The organism is Ruegeria sp. Ofav3-42, assembly GCF_022347725.1.
Classification (GTDB): domain Bacteria; phylum Pseudomonadota; class Alphaproteobacteria; order Rhodobacterales; family Rhodobacteraceae; genus Ruegeria.
Map to the genome: position 1 here is coordinate 174,902 of NZ_JAKRGB010000004.1, position 20,175 is coordinate 195,076.

Annotated in this window: 22 protein-coding genes; 12 read left to right on the plus strand and 10 right to left on the minus strand. The window is 58.7% G+C overall.

The genetic code is table 11. The annotated features are described in order from the left end of the window. Positions 1 to 126: 126 nt before the first annotated feature. Both MHN28_RS08460 and MHN28_RS08465 read left to right on the plus strand, forming a co-directional pair. Positions 127 to 450, plus strand: coding sequence for a 2Fe-2S iron-sulfur cluster-binding protein (locus MHN28_RS08460; protein WP_239337948.1), 324 nt, complete (start codon positions 127 to 129; stop codon positions 448 to 450). Next, positions 450 to 1,235: a VCBS repeat-containing protein gene (locus MHN28_RS08465; protein WP_239337950.1), complete on the plus strand. Its 786-nt coding sequence runs from the start codon at positions 450 to 452 to the stop codon at positions 1,233 to 1,235. The genes MHN28_RS08460 and MHN28_RS08465 overlap by 1 nt, the downstream gene beginning before the upstream one ends. 81 nt (positions 1,236 to 1,316) lie before the next feature. Here the strand turns inward: MHN28_RS08465 and purD are convergent, their stop codons facing one another. Further along, positions 1,317 to 2,579 (minus strand): phosphoribosylamine--glycine ligase, encoded by a 1,263-nt coding sequence (purD, locus tag MHN28_RS08470; RefSeq protein ID WP_239337952.1) that lies wholly within the window; start codon positions 2,577 to 2,579, stop codon positions 1,317 to 1,319. A gap of 74 nt (positions 2,580 to 2,653) precedes the next feature. Here purD and xseA point away from each other — a divergent pair, with 74 nt between their 5' ends. Next, positions 2,654 to 4,147 (plus strand): exodeoxyribonuclease VII large subunit, encoded by a 1,494-nt coding sequence (gene xseA / locus MHN28_RS08475; RefSeq protein ID WP_239337954.1) that lies wholly within the window; start codon positions 2,654 to 2,656, stop codon positions 4,145 to 4,147. Between the two features lie 12 nt (positions 4,148 to 4,159). Here the strand turns inward: xseA and MHN28_RS08480 are convergent, their stop codons facing one another. Continuing rightward, complete coding sequence (locus MHN28_RS08480) at positions 4,160 to 4,549, minus strand: hypothetical protein (protein WP_239338186.1); 390 nt, start codon at positions 4,547 to 4,549, stop codon at positions 4,160 to 4,162. Positions 4,550 to 4,689: 140 nt separating this feature from the next. On the opposite strand from MHN28_RS08480, the gene MHN28_RS08485 reads away from it, so the two are divergent. The 5 genes from MHN28_RS08485 (at position 4,690) to MHN28_RS08505 (ending at position 8,991) form a co-directional block, all read left to right on the plus strand. Next, positions 4,690 to 5,328 (plus strand): lysoplasmalogenase, encoded by a 639-nt coding sequence (locus MHN28_RS08485; RefSeq protein WP_239337956.1) that lies wholly within the window; start codon positions 4,690 to 4,692, stop codon positions 5,326 to 5,328. 58 nt (positions 5,329 to 5,386) lie between these two features. Then, positions 5,387 to 6,550 carry a signal recognition particle-docking protein FtsY gene (gene ftsY, locus MHN28_RS08490; RefSeq protein ID WP_239337958.1) on the plus strand — a complete coding sequence of 388 codons (1,164 nt, stop codon included), beginning with the start codon at positions 5,387 to 5,389 and terminating at the stop codon, positions 6,548 to 6,550. An 87-nt stretch (positions 6,551 to 6,637) separates the two neighbouring features. Next, positions 6,638 to 7,540 carry an EamA family transporter gene (locus MHN28_RS08495; RefSeq protein WP_239337959.1) on the plus strand — a complete coding sequence of 301 codons (903 nt, stop codon included), beginning with the start codon at positions 6,638 to 6,640 and terminating at the stop codon, positions 7,538 to 7,540. 16 nt (positions 7,541 to 7,556) lie between these two features. Next, positions 7,557 to 8,162, plus strand: coding sequence for an inner membrane-spanning protein YciB (locus MHN28_RS08500; protein ID WP_239337960.1), 606 nt, complete (start codon positions 7,557 to 7,559; stop codon positions 8,160 to 8,162). 160 nt (positions 8,163 to 8,322) lie between these two features. Further along, positions 8,323 to 8,991, plus strand: a complete 669-nt coding sequence (locus MHN28_RS08505) for a Crp/Fnr family transcriptional regulator (RefSeq protein ID WP_239337961.1) — start codon at positions 8,323 to 8,325, stop codon at positions 8,989 to 8,991. A 232-nt stretch (positions 8,992 to 9,223) separates the two neighbouring features. Here the strand turns inward: MHN28_RS08505 and MHN28_RS08510 are convergent, their stop codons facing one another. From MHN28_RS08510 to rpiA, 7 genes are all read right to left on the minus strand, one after another. Continuing rightward, positions 9,224 to 10,660: a Do family serine endopeptidase gene (locus MHN28_RS08510; RefSeq protein WP_239338190.1), complete on the minus strand. Its 1,437-nt coding sequence runs from the start codon at positions 10,658 to 10,660 to the stop codon at positions 9,224 to 9,226. 185 nt (positions 10,661 to 10,845) lie between these two features. After that, positions 10,846 to 11,040 carry a DUF2065 domain-containing protein gene (locus tag MHN28_RS08515; RefSeq protein ID WP_239337963.1) on the minus strand — a complete coding sequence of 65 codons (195 nt, stop codon included), beginning with the start codon at positions 11,038 to 11,040 and terminating at the stop codon, positions 10,846 to 10,848. Next, entirely contained in the window at positions 11,040 to 11,918 is an 879-nt protein-coding gene (hflC, locus tag MHN28_RS08520) for a protease modulator HflC (protein WP_239337965.1), read from the minus strand. Before hflC ends, MHN28_RS08515 begins: the two co-directional genes overlap by 1 nt. Beyond that, positions 11,918 to 13,060, minus strand: a complete 1,143-nt coding sequence (gene hflK, locus MHN28_RS08525; RefSeq protein ID WP_239337967.1) for an FtsH protease activity modulator HflK — start codon at positions 13,058 to 13,060, stop codon at positions 11,918 to 11,920. Before hflK ends, hflC begins: the two co-directional genes overlap by 1 nt. A gap of 72 nt (positions 13,061 to 13,132) precedes the next feature. Beyond that, on the minus strand, positions 13,133 to 14,491 hold the full coding sequence (gene gor / locus MHN28_RS08530) for a glutathione-disulfide reductase (RefSeq protein ID WP_239337969.1): 1,359 nt from the start codon (positions 14,489 to 14,491) through the stop codon (positions 13,133 to 13,135). A 94-nt stretch (positions 14,492 to 14,585) separates the two neighbouring features. Next, a complete protein-coding gene (locus MHN28_RS08535) occupies positions 14,586 to 14,963 on the minus strand; it encodes a hypothetical protein (protein WP_239337971.1) in 378 nt (125 codons plus the stop codon). Positions 14,964 to 15,056: 93 nt separating this feature from the next. Beyond that, the gene (gene rpiA, locus MHN28_RS08540; RefSeq protein WP_239337973.1) at positions 15,057 to 15,842 is read right to left on the minus strand and encodes a ribose-5-phosphate isomerase RpiA; all 786 of its coding nucleotides are present in this window, start codon (positions 15,840 to 15,842) and stop codon (positions 15,057 to 15,059) included. A 168-nt stretch (positions 15,843 to 16,010) separates the two neighbouring features. On the opposite strand from rpiA, the gene MHN28_RS08545 reads away from it, so the two are divergent. From MHN28_RS08545 to MHN28_RS08560, 4 genes are read left to right on the plus strand one after another with little or no spacing between them, the layout of a single operon-like run. Further along, a complete protein-coding gene (locus tag MHN28_RS08545) occupies positions 16,011 to 16,712 on the plus strand; it encodes a glutathione S-transferase family protein (protein ID WP_239338193.1) in 702 nt (233 codons plus the stop codon). Position 16,713: 1 nt separating this feature from the next. Beyond that, positions 16,714 to 18,087 carry an L-serine ammonia-lyase gene (locus MHN28_RS08550; RefSeq protein ID WP_239337975.1) on the plus strand — a complete coding sequence of 458 codons (1,374 nt, stop codon included), beginning with the start codon at positions 16,714 to 16,716 and terminating at the stop codon, positions 18,085 to 18,087. Between the two features lie 24 nt (positions 18,088 to 18,111). Next, the gene (locus MHN28_RS08555) at positions 18,112 to 18,522 is read left to right on the plus strand and encodes a GFA family protein (RefSeq protein WP_239337978.1); all 411 of its coding nucleotides are present in this window, start codon (positions 18,112 to 18,114) and stop codon (positions 18,520 to 18,522) included. Positions 18,523 to 18,562: 40 nt separating this feature from the next. Beyond that, positions 18,563 to 19,477 carry a DMT family transporter gene (locus MHN28_RS08560; protein WP_239337981.1) on the plus strand — a complete coding sequence of 305 codons (915 nt, stop codon included), beginning with the start codon at positions 18,563 to 18,565 and terminating at the stop codon, positions 19,475 to 19,477. On the opposite strand, the gene MHN28_RS08565 is transcribed toward MHN28_RS08560, so the two are convergent. Further along, on the minus strand, positions 19,422 to 20,129 hold the full coding sequence (locus MHN28_RS08565; RefSeq protein WP_239337984.1) for a thiamine diphosphokinase: 708 nt from the start codon (positions 20,127 to 20,129) through the stop codon (positions 19,422 to 19,424). The genes MHN28_RS08560 and MHN28_RS08565 overlap by 56 nt on opposite strands. Positions 20,130 to 20,175 lie beyond the last annotated feature (46 nt).

Here is a 20,175-nt window from a genome sequence, read left to right on the forward strand (position 1 = left end):
GGAACAAAAATAGAACATACGTAAGGAAAGTCCAGAGGCGGCGCGGCGAGTCGCAAATGATACTGGAAAGACGTAAACGCCTTCACTAAGGAAGAAATCGACAAGCGAAAGAGGAAGACGCACGCAATGGCAAAGATCACCTATGTCGAGCACGGCGGTACCGAACACACAGTCGACGTCGCCAACGGCCTGACCGTCATGGAAGGTGCCCGTGACAACAACATCCCCGGCATCGAAGCCGACTGCGGCGGCGCCTGCGCCTGTTCGACCTGCCATGTCTATATCCACCCCGACTGGGTCGAGAAGGTTCCGGCCAAGGACGACATGGAAGAGGACATGCTGGACTTCGCCTACGAGCCTGACCCGGCCCGTTCTCGCCTGACCTGCCAGATCAAAGTCACCGACGAATTGGATGGCCTCGTCGTTCAGATGCCCGAAAAGCAAATCTGATGCCTCCCAAAGCGCCGCGCCTGCCCGTCCGCATTTGGCAATGTCGGGCACGCGGCGCGCTGTTGGGGTTGTACGCGTGGCTGGCTGGAGTGGCTCCCGCGATCTCTGACACTGCGATAAGTGCACGCTTTACAGAACCAACGGATCGCTACGCCCATGGTGTATTGGGCGACGATATCGAATATGGCGCGCTGGAAATAAAGACTTCCAACGCCGCGTCTCAGGGACTGCTGATCCAGCCGGTTTACAAATACTCGACAATCACGATCAAACTGCCGCTTGATCGCGTCTTCGAAGATCTTGAACCGCGCATCGTCGATATCGACCAGGACGGCACATCCGAAGTCATCGTCGTCGAATCCAGCGTTTATGAAGGTGCACAGCTGGCAATCTACGACTCGCGCGGCGAAAAGATCGCCGCAACGCCCCATATCGGCACCCGCTTCCGCTGGCTTGCTCCGGTTGGAGCCGCCGACTTGGATGGGGATGGCAATGTCGAAATTGCCTATGTCGACCGCCCGCATTTGGCCAAAACCCTACGCATCTGGCGCTTCGAAAATGGCAAGCTGACCGAGATCGCCTCGCTGCCCAACCTCACCAATCATCGCATCGGTGAAGACTTTATCTCAAGCGGCCTGAATGACTGCAGCGACACACCCGAATTGATACTCGTCAATGGCAATTGGACGCGTATCATCAGCGTCTCACACGTAAACGAATGGGCCACCACCGATCTCGGCCCCTTCACTGGCCCCAAGAGCCTGAAACGTGCCATGACCTGCTGATCCGCTTCTTCATCTGGCTAAAAATACCTTGGGGGTGAGGCCGCAGGCCGAGGGGGCAAAGCCCCCTGGCCGATCAGTCCCTCACAGCGCCCGCCAGCCAATGTCGCGACGATAGAAGCCTTCTGGCCAATCAACACCTTCGACCATCGCATAAGCCCGATCCCGCGCCTCTTTTAGCGTATCACCGCGTGCGGTTACGTTCAGAACTCGTCCGCCTGACGCCCGTACCTGCCCATCAACGGCCTTGGTGCCGGCATGAAACACCATATTGCTGCTGTTTTCAGGAAGCGCATCCAATCCTTTGATTACGGATCCTTTTTCATAGTTTCCCGGGTAACCCTGCGCCGCCATCACAACCGTCATTGCGTGGTCATCAGCCCAGTTCACCTGCGTCTCGCTCAACCGCCCTTCGGCAGCGGCGTGCATTAGATCCAAAACCTGCGCTCCAAGCCGCATCATCAGGACCTGACATTCCGGATCGCCAAATCGAACATTGTACTCAACCAACCGAGGCTGACCGTCCTTGATCATCAGGCCCGCGTACAAAACCCCCTGAAACGGCATGCCGCGGCGCTTCATTTCGGCCATTGTCGGGCGTACGATCTCTTCCATCGCGCGCGTTTCGATCTCGGCACTCAGAACCGGCGCGGGGGAATACGCACCCATACCGCCGGTGTTCAAGCCTGTGTCGCCCTCTCCGACTCGCTTGTGGTCCTGTGCGGTTCCGATGGACAGAATGTCCTCGCCATCGCACAACACGAACAACGACGCTTCTTCGCCCTCCATGAATTCCTCGATGACCACTTCAGCGCCCGCACCTCCGAACGCTCCACCGAACATGTAATCAATGGCGTCCAACGCCGTCTGTTCGTCCATCGCGACGATCACGCCCTTACCAGCGGCAAGACCGTCGGCCTTGACTACGATTGGCGCGCCTTGTTCGCGAATATAGCTCTTGGCGGGTTCGGCATCGGTGAACCGGGCATAGGCGGCTGTGGGCGCATTCGAGGCGTCACAGATTTCCTTGGTAAAGCTCTTTGACGCCTCCAGTTGAGCCGCATCAGCAGACGGGCCAAAGACCAGAACGCCCGCTTCGCGCAGTCGGTCCGCGACTCCAGCGGCCAAGGGGGCCTCGGGGCCAACGATCACGAAATCAATCGCGTTCTCCTCGGCAAAGCTGACAACCGCGCCGCCGTTTTCGATATCCAACGCTGCGCACTCGGCGATTTGAGCGATCCCGGCATTTCCCGGTGCCACGATCAGGCGGTCACATTTGGGGTTTTGCATCACCGCCCAGGCGAGACTGTGTTCGCGCCCGCCGCTACCGAGAATGAGGATGTTCATGAAGGTCTCCGATCTGCTTGGCCTCGCCTTCCGGGCGTTCTAAGCTGGCCGGGCATTTGACACAAGGCGCTGAAATGTCCGACCTGCTTGATGACCCGATCCCGGGCCAAAATACCCCTGAATACACCGTTTCGGACATCTCGGGCGAGGTGAAACGCACGCTCGAAGGCACGTTTGGGCGAATCCGTGTGCGTGGTGAGGTCGGTCGTGTGTTCAAGGCGCGCTCGGGCCACCTTTACTATGACATCAAGGACGACCGGAATGTTCTTGCCTGCACCACCTGGAAAAGTCAGATTTCCGGTCTGTCGGTCGTTCCCGAGGAAGGCCTGGAGGTTGTCGTCACCGGCCGCCTGACAGCCTTTGGCGCTCAGTCAAAATACAACCTGAATGTCGATGAGGTCGCTGTCGCCGGACAAGGTGCCCTGATGGCCCTGCTGGAAAAGCGCAAGAAACAGCTTGAAGCCGAAGGCCTGTTCGCGCCCGAGCGGAAAAAGCCTCTGCCCTACCTGCCGCAGATTATTGGCGTGGTGACTTCGCCTTCGGGTGCAGTGATCCGGGATATCCTGCACCGCCTACGCGACCGTTTCCCGCGCAAGGTGCTGATCTGGCCCGTTGCTGTACAAGGTGCCAACTGCGCGCCAGAAGTTGCGCGGGCGATTGAGGGGTTCAACAAACTGACGCCGGGCGGAGCGCTGCCCCGACCCGACTTGATCATCGTCGCACGTGGTGGCGGATCAATCGAAGACCTTTGGGGGTTCAACGAAGAGATCGTCGCGCGAGCAACAGCCGCTTCTGACATTCCTTTGATTTCAGCCGTAGGCCACGAAACGGACACGACTCTGATCGACTTCGTCTCGGACCGTCGCGCACCGACACCAACAGCCGCCGCTGAGCTTGCTGTCCCTGTTCGCATGGAACTGCTGGCCTGGACTGGCGAGCAAGGCGCACGCTTGTCCCGTGCGGCGTCGGATGCAGTACAGCGGCGCTCTCAGCGACTGCGCGATTTGTCTCGGGCGTTGCCGCGCCCCGACAGCCTGTTGAACACACCGCGCCAACGGCTTGATTTAATCGCAGATCGACTCACACCTGCTTTGGAGCGCGGCGTTCAGAACCGACGGCTGCAAGTCGTCGAACTGTCCGCGCATTTGCGACCGTCTACATTGCGGAATTTGGTTTCGAACAGAAATGAGGCTCTGCGAAACCTGTCCTCGCGTCTGTCCCTGCGTCCGATCCAGCGGGAAATCCAGCAACATCGGCAGAACATCAACAGTTTGGCGGACCGCATGAATGCAGCGCAGGTCACCCGCCTGGATCGGATGCGGCAAAAGCTGGATGCTGCCGACCGGTTGAGGGAAACGCTCAGCTACAAAGCAACGCTGCAGCGAGGTTACGCCGTTGTCCGGGCCGAGGATCAGGTTCTGACAACCAAAGAGCAGGCATCGAAACACAGCGCCTTCGAGATCGAGTTCGCAGATGGAGTGCTGAAGACCGATCAGGTTCCGGCCTCACGATCACCCACGAAGAAATCCTCCAAGAAAGATGCGCCAGATCAAGGATCGTTGTTCTGATTTAAAGCATTGTTACACGCCGACATCGGGGCCAAGGCAGACCATCTCTTCATCGATGTCTTCGGCCTCGTACAATTCCGTCATGTCCGGATTGCCTTCGAACTGAGCGATGAGGCCACCGCCGGTTTCAGTGAAAACCCAGCACTGCGGATCAATACGGTCTTCGTATATAAAGCAGATCTGCTCACCCTGCTCATACCAGACGCCCTCCTTGCACCTTCCGTCCAGAAACGACCAAATGACGCGCCGGTTGGGTAAATAGCGTTCGACCCCGTACACCGTCCCCTGGAAGCCATAGAACAAAGTCTTTCCGCGCGTGTATTTGTCGAATTCGGACCCCGACAATGCTGGTTGGGCCGCGGCGGCCTGAGCGGTCAGTATCAAGAGAATCGCAATTCGCATCAGCATGGGTGCATTCTGTCAGATGCGGTTCCGCATCGCCAAGGGGCATTTCCCGCAAACACCTGCCTTAACGTCACTGCTTGAGTTGTTCATGCGATCCCGGTGATGTTGCTTGAAAAACGCCAATAGGGGGACTTTTTATGACGACCGCTTTATTCTGGATTGCCGCCGTAAGCGCACTGACATACCTGCCCATGTCGCCGCGACCTGCCAGCGCATTGCGGTCTGTTTGCAAAACGGCCTCTGTCGCGCTGCTGGCTCTAGTAGCAGCGCTAAGCGGTGCACCGATCCTGTTGACCCTAGCGCTGGCCCTCTGCGCCGTGGGCGACGCGCTGTTGTCGCGCGAAACGGAGTCGACCTTCATGGCCGGCATCGGTGCTTTCGCGGCTGGTCATCTGGCCTATATCGCTCTGTTTCTAAGCCATCCCGCCAGTGACGTGGCCCTGATCTTTGGCAGACCCGGCATCTTTTGGACGCTGATCATCCTTGGAATCGTCGCCGCAACACTGTTGGCCCCACGCGCTGGGGACCTCAAGATTCCGGTTCTGGCGTACATTCCGATCATCCTTGGCATGGGCGCGACGGTTCTTGCCCTGCCTGAAATCGGCACCTTGCGTTGGGCTTTGCCCGCTGCGATGGCCTTCATCGCGTCGGATCTGATCCTGGCGACCGAGAAGTTCCTGCTGCCTGCTGGCCATCCGGCCCTGAGATTTACGCCTTTCATGATCTGGATCCTGTATTGGGGCGCGCAGGCGGGGCTGCTCATTGCGTTCTCGTGACCCTTTGCACTTGCCGCAAATCCGCATTAGGTGAAGGGAACACCTGCGGAGACCAAAAATGGCGTTTTTCTCAAAGCTCAAGGACAAGCTGTTCAAATCCTCGTCCCGCCTCGAACAGGGGCTTGATGCCATTGTCGAAGACGGGGGCGAGGAAACAGCCGCACCCGACCCGATCATCCCCGAGCCCGAGCCGCAGCCCGAACCGGTACCCGAAGTGCCACAACCGGTGCCGGAAACCCCGGACCCAACGCCCATACCGCAACCAGTTGAAACGCCTGAACCTGCACCAGCCGATCCCACGCCTGCCCCACCCCCGCCCGAGGCTGCGCCATCCAAAGGTGTTCTCGGTCGACTGTTTGGTCGCAACGAAACAAAAACCGTCATTCGGCGCACGCTGGATGACGACATGCTCGAGCAACTCGAAGAGCTGCTGATCGCCTCGGATATGGGTGTGGACACCGCGCTGCGCGTCACCTCCAACATGGCCGAGGGACGGTTGGGCCGAAAAATGTCCACGCAAGAGATCAAACAGTTGCTGGCGCAGGAAGTTACACGGGTGATGGAGCCCGTCGCCAAGCCTTTGCCGATCTACCCCAAACGCCCCCAAGTGGTGCTGGTCGTCGGCGTGAACGGGTCGGGCAAAACCACGACTATCGGCAAACTGGCAAGCCAGTTCAAAGCCGCGGGCAAGAAAGTCGTCATCGCCGCCGGAGACACCTTCCGCGCTGCCGCCGTCGAACAGCTGCAGGTCTGGGGCGATCGCGCGGGCGTACCCGTTCTGACTGCACCCGAGGGATCGGACCCTGCCTCCTTGGCTTTCGACGCCCTGACCCGCGCCCAGCAAGACGGCGCGGACCTGCTCATGATCGACACGGCTGGCCGCCTCCAGAACCGCGCCGATCTGATGGAGGAGCTAGCCAAGATCGTCCGCGTCATCCGCAAGGTCGACGACACCGCACCACACAACACTCTGCTGGTTCTGGACGCCACAACCGGCCAGAACGCGCTGAGCCAAGTGGAAACATTCCGCAACCTCGCTGACGTATCGGGACTTGTCATGACCAAACTCGACGGCACCGCCAAAGGCGGCGTTTTGGTCGCGCTGGCTGACAAATTCGGTCTGCCGATCCACGCCATTGGTGTCGGAGAACAAATCGACGATCTCGCCCCTTTTGACCCCGAAGAATTTGCCGCCGCCCTAACCGGCCTTGAACAAAGCTGATCCGAAACTTCATCTGGCCCGAAATACCTTCCGGGGGTCTGGGGGTGGAAAACCCCCAGCCTCTCCACCCAGCGAAAAGACTGACACTTGAGCGACTGGCTGATCTCTCTTGAAGGCACCGAAGCGGGCCACCAACTGGCCCTGAGTCTCGCTTTGATGGCGGCTTTTCTGCACGCTGTTTTCGGCGCGCTGCAAAAGGGTCGCCACGACCCCTGGCTGTCACGCGGGGCCATTGACGCAAGCTACTGCCTGATGGCGGCCCCCTTTGCGTTCTTCGTGGTGCCGTGGCCGGAACCTTATATGTGGCCGATCTTTGCTGTCGTTTGGCTGATCCACATTGCCTACAAGACGCTTCAGGCAATGGCATATACCAAAGGATCTTACACCGTCGTTTACCCGGTGGTGCGCGGCACTGGTCCTTTGTTCACTGTGATCGGCGCCTATCTGCTGTTCGGCGAAACCTTTACAGGCATGCAATGGTTTGGCGTTCTGGTTCTGCTGGCAGGCATCTTTGGGTTGGCCGCCTATAACTTTCGGTTTCTCGAAACCAACCGGGAAACGTTGGGCATCGCACTGGCGCTGGCCTTGGCAACTGGCCTGTTTGTCGCGCTCTACACCACCTATGACGCCTATGGTATCCGCGCCACCGCCGATCCCTTCACCTTTCTGGCATGGTTCTTCATGATCGACGGGGCCGCCATGCCGATCTATTCCTTCCTCAGATGGCGCGCCATGATCAACCGCCCCGCCATCGGTCCGCTGATGTTACGCGGGTTGGCAGGAGGCATCATCGCACCTATGTCCTTCGGAGCGATCATGCTGGCCACCCGACTGGACAAAGTTGGCGAAGCCGCCGTACTGCGTGAAACCTCGACCGTGTTTGCTGCCCTCATCGGTTGGCTGATTTTGAAGGAAACCGTAGGGCCAAGACGGATTGCGCTAATGGCATTGATTGCATTGGGCGCCGTAATAGTTGAAATGGGCGGGTAAGCAGCAGGAAACCGACATGTCAGGCAAAAAAGAGATCAACCCGTTTCTGAAACAGGCGCTGGAGCTTGGCCCCCCGCTGGCCTTTTTCTTCATTTACCTGCGCCTGCGGGACGACAGCTTTATTATCGGTGGAACTGAATACTCCGGCTTCATCGTGGCCACCATCATATTTGTACCGTTGATGCTGGCCGCCATGGGGATCCTCTGGTACCTGACGGGCAAGCTTAGCCGGATGCAGATTTTCACCGCCTTCATGGTCATTTTCTTCGGCGGATTGACCGCATGGTTCAATGACGAGCGGTTCTTCAAAATGAAAACCACGCTGGTTTACGGGTTCTTCTCAGTGATCCTGGGGATCGGCCTGCTGCAGGGGAAGTCCTATCTGGCCTATGTTCTGGACGAGATGCTGCCCATGCGCCACGAAGGCTGGATGATCCTGACCCGGCGCCTGTGCGGCTGCTTTGCCGTTCTGGCGGTCGCCAACGAGTTTGTGTGGCGGACCATGTCCACCGACCTTTGGGTCAAGATCGAAACCTTCGCCTTTCCTATCGCGTTGATGGTATTTCTGATGCTGCAGTTCAGTCTGCTGCAAAGCTACATGGATGACCCCGACCACCAATAGGCGAAACGGCAAAATACGCATTCTGCCTATGCGTTCACACGGAAAACGGGTCATCGACGTATCCTAACTTCGTGGGACCCGACAAAATCCTTGGTTTTAATGCCCGGCTGTGGAACATTGGGGCACCACTCACACCAGCAGCCGGAGCACTCTCAACCACATGACGGCAATCCCCAACAGCGGCTTTCTGTCCGAGGCATCAGACCGGCTAAGGGCGATGCTTTCCGCGCTGGCATCCGAGATTTCCTTGGATCGAGGGGAGGTTCTGTTCGAGCAAGGGGATGAAGGCGACGCGCTGTATGCCATTCTGGAAGGCACGCTTGAAGTTTCGTTTCTGGCTATGAGTGGGCGCAAGTTGTCTTTGACGTTGATGAAGCCCGGTGAGGTATTCGGCGAGATCGCACTGTTTGACAGCGGACCGCGGACGGCCACTATCGCGGCGGCCGAACCATCGCGGGTTCTGCGCGTTCGCCGTAACGACGTTATGGACCAGATCCGACTGCATCCCGACCTTGCAGTCGACATGATCCGGTTGGCTGGTCTGCGCATGCGGTGGATGGGCTCGCAACTCAATGAGCAGGTCTTCCTGCCGATGCCCATTCGTCTGGCGCGCAAACTGCTGCATCTTTCCGCTCTTCAGGGCGAGCCGGTGGACCGCATCACCTTGTCACAAAGCGAGCTTGCCGAGTTCGTGGGGGCCACGCGCGAGGCCGTGTCCAAAACGATCTCCACGTGGAAGCGGGACAATGTCGTCGAGGCCTCTCGCGGCGGGCTGATGATCCAGGACTTCGATGCCCTGAAGGAACTGGCGGAATCCGACCTCATTTAACTCAATTCGATAGCTTGTGACCTCCTTCACATACGAAAGGCTGCGCAATAGCTATCTTCGGAAGTGTTACCGTAGGAGGTCAGAGAATCATCCCCGATATCTGTCCACTGGCCTCTCCCTGTACCAGAGCCACGCGCCTCCCCGGCGTGTGGCTCACTTGCTTTCAGCGGCACCAGAATTGAAAAGGCCGGGGCAATTGCCCCGGCCAAGTCTTAATGTTTGAAGTGTCGCGTTACCCGCCCAGGCTCAGTGCGACAAAGCGTGGGTCACCCCCGCGGCGCACCAGCAACAGCAGCGACTTGCGCCCTGCCTCACGCGCTTCTTCCATGCGCGCCTCAAGGTCTTCAATCGATGTCACCTTCTGTTGGCCGGCTTCCGTGATCAAATCACCCGCGCGCAGGCCCTTGGAAAAGGCTTCCGAGGCTTCGTCCACTTCGGTCACGACCAACCCTTCGGCATCCTCTTCAAGGCCAAGATCCGTGCGCAGCGTGTCGGTCAGCGGCGAGATGGTCAGGCCCAGAATATCCGCGTTTTCTTCGGTCGGAGCCTCAGAGGTTTCCTCATCGCCGTCTTCTGCCCGCTCGGCGTCCTCACGGCGACCCAGCGTGACCAGAACGGTCTGTGTGCCACCATCACGGTGCACCACGACACGTACCGATTTGCCAACGGTGGTCTCACCGACCTGGCGTACCAGACCGCGTGTGTCTTCGACTTCAACGCCATCAAAGCTGAGGATGACGTCCCCGGCAAGCAAACCAGCATCCTTGGCAGGTCCGTCCGGTACATCGCTGATCAGTGCGCCACCGGGTTTGTCCAGGCCCATGGCTTCGGCCATGTCTTCGGTGACGTCCTGAATACGCACACCCAGCCATCCGCGGCGAGTTTCACCAAACTCACGCAGTTGATCGACCACCTTCACCACGACGTTGGATGCCATTGAGAAGCCAATCCCGATCGAACCACCATTAGGCGACAGGATCGCCGTGTTCACGCCGATCACCTCACCGTCCATGTTGAACAGCGGACCGCCCGAGTTGCCCCGGTTGATCGCGGCGTCTGTCTGAATGTAGTCGTCATATGACCCGCTCAGCGCACGGTTCCGCGCCGAAACGATACCGGCGGAAACCGAAAATCCCTGACCCAGTGGGTTGCCCATAGCGATGACCCAATCTCCGACGCGGGCAATATCACTGTCGCCGAATTGCACGTATTGCAGCGGGCTTGGGGCTTCGACCTTAAGCAGAGCAATATCGGTCTTCTCATCGGTGCCGATCACTTTGGCGGGCAGTTCTTTCTTGGGCTGGCCGTCGCCGGGGAAGAATTCGACAAGAATTTCGTCAGCTTCCGCAATAACGTGATTGTTGGTGACGATATAGCCGTCCTCTGAAATCACGAAACCTGAGCCCAAAGCATTGCTACGGCGCGGACGGTCACCTTCATCGCCGTTGCGGTCCTGAAACTCGCGGAAGAAATCTTCGAACGGGGATCCCTCGGGTACGATTCCCTGCGGACCGGTCTGGCCTTCGATCAATGTGGAAGTCGTTATATTGACCACAGCCGGGCTGATCTTTTCCGCCAGAGGTGCCAGGCTTTCGCCCCGCGCGTGAGCTGAGACGGTCTGAGCCAGAACAAGCATCATCCCTACGAAGACCAGCCACATCAACCGCATTAAACCAACACCCTCGTCCTGCCGGACCGAAATACTGCGTGCTTGTGCCTGCACTTGGGAACTCCTTGTCAACAAATCTTGCAGAACCGCCCGTGGGCAGCCCTTCTTAGGGACCAATGTAGTCAGTTTGTACAAGCCCGCAACTCGGGATCGCGGGGAAATCACCGGCAAGTGAGGTTACTGTGTTAAAACCCGACCTGATAGGCGCCCCAAAGCAGCACCAGACCGGTGACGACACACAAAAGCCCGGCCAGCCGCCGTGCCTGTTCAGGCAGCGACCGCAACGCCTCCAACATACGCTCAATAAGCGAAGGGGCCAGCGCATACGCCAGCCCCTCGACAATCAGTACCAGCCCGAAGGCCAGAAGGATCATGCCCATTACCGACCAGCCTGTCCGGTGGGCGATTTCAGGTAATTGAAGAACTCGGAATCCGGACTCAGAACCATCGAGCTGTTTCCACCCTGCAGCGCGTTTTCATAGGCGCTGAGCGAGCGGTAGAATTCAAAGAACTCCGGGTCCGCGCCATAGGCTTCGGCAAAGATCGCATTGCGTTCGGCATCAGCCTCACCGCGAATGATCTCGGCCTCACGACGGGCATCCGACACCAGCTCAACCACGGTCCGGTCAGCCTGCGCGCGCACACGTTGCGCGGCTTCGTTACCACGGGCGCGTTCGTCGGTGGCCTCACGTTCACGTTCGGCTTTCATCCGATCAAACGTCGCCTCAAGGTTGGCTTGCGGCAGGTCCGTGGCCTTCAGACGCACGTCGATCACGTTCACGCCCAGCGCCTGCGCTTCGGCAATCGCGCTGTTCCGGATGCGCAGCATCAGCGCCGCACGGTCCGAGCTGAGGATGTCGCGGGACGAAACCGAACCCAGCACTTCACGGGTTTCGGCGCGCAGGATGCGGTCCAGACGGTCTTCGGCGACCGGGATACCACCGACACCAACGGCCTGACGGAACCGGTTCAGATCGGAAATCCGGTACCGCGCGAATGCGTCTACAACCAGACGACGGTCGTCCAGAGGTGTAACCTCCAAGGGCTGAACGTCGATTGACAGGATGCGGTCATCGTAACGGACAACTTCCTGAATCAGCGGGATTTTGAACGCCAGACCGGGCTCTTCCTTAACGGCGACAACGCGACCGAATTGCAGGACCAGCGCACGTTCGCGTTCGTCCACGATAAAGATCGAGGACAGGCCAACAACACCCAGGATCACGATCAGAATGAGGATAATAGGTGACTTACGCATCAGTTGTTCTCCTCGGCCTGATTGCGGCGCAATTCGTTCAGCGGCAAATAGGGTACGACGCCCTGCCCCGAACCGGTCGAGTTCTCGTCCAGAATGATCTTGTCGACGTCACCCAGAACCTGCTCCATCCGCTCCAGATAGAGGCGTTTGCGGGTCACGTCCGGTGCTTTCGAATATTCTTCCAGAACCGCGCTGAAGCGGCTGGCCTCACCCTGAGCACCATTGATCTGCTGCGCACGATAGGCTTCGGCTTCTTCCAGAACCTGCGCAGCTTCACCGCGTGCTTCCGCAAGAACGCGGTTGGCATAGGCGTCGGCTACGTTCTGCAGGCGGTCACGTTCCTGCGCGGCGGCCTGAACGTCGCGGAATGCAGCAATCACGTCCTGCGGCGGGTCGGCCTTATCGAAGTTCACCCGGATGATGTTCACACCCGAGTCGTAGCTGTCCATTGTTGACTGAATCAGTTCCTGCAGACGGTCCGCGATAATACCACGATCCCGGTTCAGGATCGGCGCCAGTTCGCTTTGCGCAATAATCTCGCGCATCGCCGATTCCGACACAGCGCGGATCGTCTGACGCGGGTCGCGCAGGTTGAACAGGAACTTGGCAGGGTCGTTAATGTTCCAGACGACCTGATAGTCGATATCGACGACATTTTCGTCGCCAGTCAGCATCAGACCATCGTCACTACCGCGCGCACCACCCATGTCCTCGGTCTGTTCGCGGGTTACCGGGATGACCTCGGCGGTCACGAAGGGCCATGGAGCGAAGTTCAGACCCGGATTGCCGACGGCCGAAAACTCACCAAGAAACAGTTCAACCGACTGTTCTTCGGGTTTGACGGTGTAAAAGCTGGCCGCACCCCAAAGAACTGCAGCAACGACAAGGCCGATAACGACCGTGCCTTTGGTAAAGATGGGGCCACCGCCACCGGAACCCTGGCCGCCGCCACGGCCGGAACCACCGCGGCCGCCCATCAGGACGCGCAGTTGCTCTTGACCCTTCTTCATCAGCTCATCAATCTCGGGGATCTGCGGGCTGTCGCCTTCGGGGGGCTTGCGCCCATCCCCGTTGTTACCCCGATTTCCTCCGCCTCCGGATGAGCCTCCGCCCCCCCAGGGGCCACCGCTGTTGCCCGCCATATGTATCTATTCCTTCGTGTTGGACCGTGTGATCACGGGTTCCCTTGTAACTTGTGTGCGCGCGGTTGCAAATCAAGCAGTGCGCACAGGTTGCCGCATTGTCACCAGTTCTTCGGCCATTACCGGGTGAACGGCAACCGTGCGGTCGAAATCTTCCTTGGTTGCGCCCATTTTCACGGCAATACCGGCCAGCTGGATCATCTCGCCCGCGCCGGGTGCAACAATATGGCAGCCCAGCACTTTGCGGGTCGCCTGGCTGACGATCAGCTTCATCAGCACGCGTTGCGTCCCACCAGCAAACGCCTTTTGCATCGGCTTGAACGACGTGGCGTACACCTCGATCGGTTCCTGCGCGGCGGCGTCTTCCTCGCTGAGACCCACCGTGCCGAATTCCGGCTGAGTAAAGATCGCGGTCGGGATCAATTCGTGATCTACCGGCGTCGGGTTGCCTTTGAATACGGTTTCGACAAAGGCCATGCCTTCGCGGATCGCAACGGGCGTCAGGTTCACGCGGTCGGTGACGTCGCCGATAGCATAGATCGACGGTACGCCGGTCTGGCTGTATTCATCGACAACGATCTCACCTTTGCGGCCACGCTCAACGCCCAGCGCCTCAAGACCCAGATTGTCAGCATTGGGGGTGCGGCCAGTCGCATACATGACCACATCGAACTGGTCTTCTGTACCATCAGTGGCTTTGACGCGGATCTTGTCGCCTTCTTTGGTCATCTCAAGTACATTGGTGCCCAGACGCACATCGATGCCATTCTGACGCATCTCTTCGCAGATCAGACCGCGTGCTTCCTCGTCAAAGCCGCGCAGGATTTGCGCGCCGCGATAGAACTGAGTGGTCTTCACTCCCATTCCGTTCATGATCCCGGCAAACTCACTGGCGATATAGCCGCCACCGACGATCAGGATGCTTTCCGGCAGCTTCTCAAGGTGGAAGATTTCGTTGGAAGTGATTGCCAAGTCCGATCCCGGGAACTCGGGTACAACTGGGCGGCCACCCGTGGCCACCAGAATGTGCTTGGCTTTCATACGCGTACCGTCGGCCAGTTCAACAGTATGTGCATCCACTACATGGGCACGCTGATCAAAGCTCTCGACGCCGTTGTTTTTCAGGATGTTTCGGTAAATGCCTTCCAGCCGGTCCAGTTCGGCCACCAGTTTGCCGTGGAAGGTGTTCCAGTCCAAAGCACCAGACCGAATGTCCCATCCATAGGCCTGCGCATCACCGACCATGCCGGAAAACTCGCTGGCAAAGACCATCAGTTTCTTAGGCACACACCCCCGGATGACGCAGGTGCCGCCGTAGCGATCTTCTTCCGCCAGCGCTACTTTAGCTCCATTTTCGCCAGCTGCGACACGCGCAGCGCGGACCCCGCCTGAACCTCCGCCGATGACGAACAGATCATAGTCAAAGCTCATTTGTCCTGCCTCTTCCAAACTTCAGCAATCGCCACACCGGCGTTGCAAGGGGTGTACTCTATCTCGCGCTGCTGTCCAGAGTGATCACAAACCGCTAGCCACGTGTGATTTCCCGAACTTCCACCGGAAAGTCCTGCAGCTCTGCAAGCATCCGTTCAGATATAGTACCGTCAAGCAGATTCAACTGTAGCCGGATCGTCTTGGGCCGACCATCTTCAGAGCGGTAATGAACCAGGCAGAAATTGCGCAATGGGCCTATGTCAATTGCGTCAAAACGGGACCAGGGAATGTTGCGAAAGACTGTATTCCAGGCGCGAAATCTAAGCGCACCAGCAGTCAGGATAATCAGGCGTGGATCCCGCATCACGTTCAACAAACGAGCAAAGGAAATCCCCAGAAACACCGTGACCAACATGAGGGCTGCCAGTTGCCAGGGGGTATGCAGCATGTCACCGGACAACGTTTGTGTCATGATGAGCCACATCACCAGAAATAACCAGAACCCAGTAGGCGCACGCCAAATAGCTGTCGAGCGCGATATTGAGAATATCTGTTGGTTTCCCGCTCAATCCGCCAGATCCGAGAACAGGTTCTCGCCGCCCTCGACCAGTTGGTCCAACTCAATCGTGCCCTCGTTGATATCGCGCAGCTCGACCCGGCCATCGCCGTGACCGATCACAACTTTGTCACAGATGTCGATAAACAACCCGTTCTCGACGACACCCGGTACCTGGTTCAGCACCAGCGCCAGTTGCCGGGGGTTTCCGATGCGCTGAAGGTGAAGGTCCAGAATGTGGTTGCCCTCATCAGTGACAAACGGTGCCTCGCCGTTCATGCGCAGCGCGCCGGAGGTGCCCAGCACATCCATCGTATCCAGCGCCTCTTCGATCAGGGTCCGCGTGGTTTGCCATCCGAACGGGATCACCTCGACCGGCAAAGGGAAAGCACCCAGCGTTTCGACCTCTTTGCCCGCATCTGCAATCACCACCATCTGGTCACTGGCCGTTGCGACGATCTTTTCCTGCAGATGCGCGCCTCCGCCGCCTTTGATCAGGTTCAGCTCGCCGTCGAATTCATCTGCACCGTCGATAGTCAGGTCCAGCCACCCGGCCTGATCCAGAGAGACGACCTCGATCCCAAGTTCACGGGCCAGTTGCGCGGTACGGGTTGAGGTTGGGACGCCTTTGACCCGCAATCCTTCTTCCTGCACTCGTTCACCCAATCGCCGAACCATCCAGGCGGCCGTCGATCCGGTTCCCAGCCCGACACGCATCCCGTCCTGAACCATTTCGGCGGCCCGGCGCGCGGCAACATATTTGGCCTTGTCGATGGGTGACAGATCTCCGGTCATGGCAGTATTCCCCTGTAGTACTGAGGGACTTATACGAAATGCCCCGCGCAACTGCGAGCGCCAATTCGCTCACCACCCTGAGCTAAGATGACGCAAAAATACGCGTTTCCGATTGGAAACGTCGCAATCGAAGCGTTCGGCACCCAAGCTGGTGTATACATACGCATCATGAACGCGCCCTATAGACTGCACTATGCCCCCGACAACGCCTCTCTGGTGATCAGATTGGTGTTGGAAGAGATGGGTCTGTCGTTTGAAACGACGCTGGTGGACCGTCGGCAAAGCGCTCAGGACGGCCCGGCGTACAGGGCCTTGAACCCGAACGGCCTGATCCCGGTTCTCGAAACACCACAGGGCCCGATCTTTGAAACGGCGGCGATCCTGTTATGGCTGGCCGATACGCACGGCCAAATGGCGCCTGCCCCGGACAGCCCGGATCGGGCGGCGTTTCTAAAGTGGCTCTTTTTTGCATCGAACACATTGCACGCCGATCTGCGTGTTCTGTTCTACGCCGAAAAGTACATCGACACGGCGCAAGCCGACACGCTACGACACGGTATCCGACCCCGGCTGCGCCAGCATCTTCGGGTTCTGAATGACGTCGCTCGTTCCGCGCCTGATTGGTTGCACGCCGACCAGCCCTCAGTGCTGACCTACTACCTTGCATGCCAGATGCGTTGGATGGCCCTGTATCCGGCCCGCGCAGATCGCAGTTGGTACCAATTGGCGGATACGCCTTATTTGCAAACCGTTCTGATGAACCTAGAAAGCCGCCCCGCAACCCGGGCTGCCATCTCGGCAGAGGGGTTGGGGATTACCCCCTTCACCAGTCCAGCTTATGCTAAACCTCCAGAAGGCTCTGCTACCTGATATGTTTCTGTCTGTCTTCGATATGTTCAAAGTGGGCATCGGCCCGTCCTCGTCACACACCATGGGGCCGATGGTTGCCGCCGCTCGGTTTCTGGACCTGATGCGCGAGTCGCCGTTTGAGTTTGCGGGGCTGAAGGGTTCGCTGCACGGGTCGCTGGCCTTTACCGGTGTCGGCCATGCCACCGATCGCGCAACGATCCTTGGTTTGGCAGGCTTTGTCCCGGACACGTACGACAACGACAAGGCCGAAGCCGCACTGGCTGCTATCGCCGAAACGCATTCGGTCACGCCCGAGGGTTTGCCGTCGCTGCAATTCGACCCAAAGTCAGATCTGATCTTCGACTATGACCACAACCTGCCAGGTCACGCGAACGGCATGATCCTGATGGCCACCGACGCGCAGGGCGATGTGATCCTGCGGCAGGTTTACTATTCGGTCGGCGGTGGGTTCGTCCTGACCGAAGAAGAACTGGCCGAAGGCAAAGCCACCAATGATGGCCCTCCGGTCCCCTTCCCGTTCCATTCAGCCGCCGAAATGCTGGAGATGGCCAAGGCTAGCGGCAAAAGCATTGCCCAGATGAAGCGCGAGAACGAGATTGCGCGTGGCTGTGCTGACAGTTTTGCCAAGGGCACTGCCCGCCTTTGGGAGGTGATGAACAACTGCATAGAACGCGGGCTGCATACGGATGGTATCCTGCCCGGCGGTCTGAACGTACGTCGCCGCGCCAAAGGCATTCACGATGCTCTGCTGGCCGAACGAGGGATGAACCTGAACGCGCCGCACACCATAAATGACTGGATGAGCGTTTATGCGATGGCGGTAAACGAGGAAAACGCGGCTGGCGGACAGGTCGTCACTGCTCCGACCAACGGAGCGGCGGGGACAATGCCTGCCGTACTGCGCTACTACCTCGATCACGTGCCGGGCGCCTCGGAAAGCCATATCGAGGACTTTTTGCTGACTGCAGCCGCTATCGGTGGTTTGGTCAAATACAACGCCTCAATCTCGGGCGCTGAGGCGGGTTGTCAGGCCGAGGTCGGTAGTGCCTCGGCCATGGCTGCCGCCGGTCTGTGTGCCGTAATGGGTGGCACGCCCGAACAGGTGGAAAACGCCGCAGAGATCGCGCTTGAACATCATCTGGGCATGACTTGTGACCCGGTTGCCGGGCTGGTGCAGGTACCCTGCATCGAACGAAACGGTCTGGCCGCAATCAAGGCAGTTTCGGCAGCATCACTGGCGCTTCGCGGTGACGGGCAGCACTTCGTACCGCTGGATGCAGTAATCGAGACGATGCGCCAGACTGGGCATGATATGCACGAGAAATACAAGGAAACATCTCTGGGCGGACTGGCGGTGAACGTGCCAAACTGCTGACAAAGACAGCAACGGAGGACAACGATGCAAGGACATTGCCTGTGCGGCACCATCCGGTACGAAGTTGATCCTCCGGTCCTGTCCTGCGTGAGCTGCCATTGCGATAGCTGCCGCAGGCAATGCGCTGCGCCGATGACGACCTATTTCGGTGTGCGGGACGGGCAATGGCGCTGGACGGGAGAACCGCCAAAGACCTTTAACTCCTCCCCCGGAGTCGAGCGTAGCTTTTGCCCCAATTGCGGCACACCGATCTCGTTCCGCTCGCAATCCATGTCGGACGTGCTGCACCTGTATGTCGCGACGCTGGAGGACCCCAACCAACTGCAGCCCACGCTGCATGTTGCCCATGAGGAAAGGCTGACGTGGCTGAAACTGGACGACGGTCTGCCCGTGTGCATCGGTCCGGACTACACCAAGGTTCAGCCCCTGCCCTAAGCGCTTTCAACCGACCGACAAAACCCGTAGCGTCGCGGGTATGACACAGGACCGTCCCGTATTCGGCATCTTCTTGATGCTCTGCTTTTGCGTGCTCGCACCATTGGGCGATTCTATTGCCAAGCTGTTGGGCGAGACGACTCCGGTCGGCATTCTGGTCTTCATTCGTTTTGCTGTTCAGGCACTGATCCTGATTCCGCTGGTGGCCCTGACCGGGCGGCCCTGGCGCATGAACAGGCGCATCCTGCGGTTGGCGATCATCCGAACAGTGTTGCACATCCTCGGCATCGCGGCGATGTTCAGCGCGCTTCTGTACCTGCCGCTGGCAGATGCGGTTGCCATCGCCTTTGTGATGCCCTTCATCATGCTTTTGTTGGGCAAGTATGTGCTGGGCGAAGAAGTCGGCATGCGCCGCCTGATCGCCTGCATTGTCGGCTTTGTGGGGACTCTGCTGGTCATTCAGCCCAGCTTTGTTCAGGTCGGTGCGGCAGCCCTTTTACCTCTGGTCGTGGCCGTGGTCTTCTCTCTGTTCATGCTGGTGACGCGGCAGATCGCTAAGGAGACCGACCCAATTGCACTGCAAGCCGTGTCCGGGGTAATCGCGACGGTCCTGCTATTGCCGGTTCTGATACTGGGAACGCTTGGCGGCGTTTGGCAGCTATCCCTCGTAGTACCCGCGAGCGACAGCCACCTCCTGCTCATCGGGATAGGCGTGCTGGGCACCGTCGCGCATCTGTTCATGACCTGGTCATTGCGGTATGCGCCGTCAGCCACTCTGGCCCCCATGCAGTACCTGGAAATCCCTGTTGCAACGTTTTTTGGCTGGCTGATCTTTCACGACCTGCCGAATGGCATGGCAGCAACTGGCATCGGTATCACCGTCGCTGCGGGTCTGTATGTCATTCTTCGCGAGCGGGCCAGTGCCCGGTCTGCCCCGACAGAAACGCCTGCGTAACCTGATCCAAAGCGTATCGTGGCACCATGACCAACATCCCCGGCGCGTCCGCAGTTAACTCGACCTCGGCCAATGCCCGGTTGGACGTGCCGATCTGCCCACCAGGTTCCATCACAAGATCGTCGATCGGCCATTCCAGCCCCCGGCTCGATCCGGATACTCGTCGAAACGGAAACAATGAAACCGCGTCCCCCGGCGTTATGCTGAGGGCAATCCGCGGTGGAGCGTGGAAAACCACCTCACGCTCGCCCAAAAGGACGCAGGGCCGATCCTGCCGTTCAACCAGTGTGTTAAGCACCGCGAGTTGATGATCCAGCCGCCCCCCAAGAAAACCAACGCCCAGTACAAGAGGCGCGTCGATGCTGCGCAGAGCCTTGTTGAAATCCGTGCTGTCTTGTTCACGTATCGGAAACAGACGGTCCGGCGGAATCTGGTCTTTGTGCCGGCTTTGCAGCGAATCGAAATCACCGATCACGGCATCCGGTATACGGCCTGATTCCACCAGCGGGGCTGCCCCCCCATCAGCGGCAACAACTGTTTCGGCGCGAATCATCACCAGATTCAGGTCATCGGGGCCGATTTGTCCGCCGCCAACCAACGCAATTGGCGCGTTTGACCGCACAATTGGTTGTTTTTTTCTAAGATTGATCATTTTTTCCGGATTTGGACACATTGAGACCACAAAATGATAGGTTCAT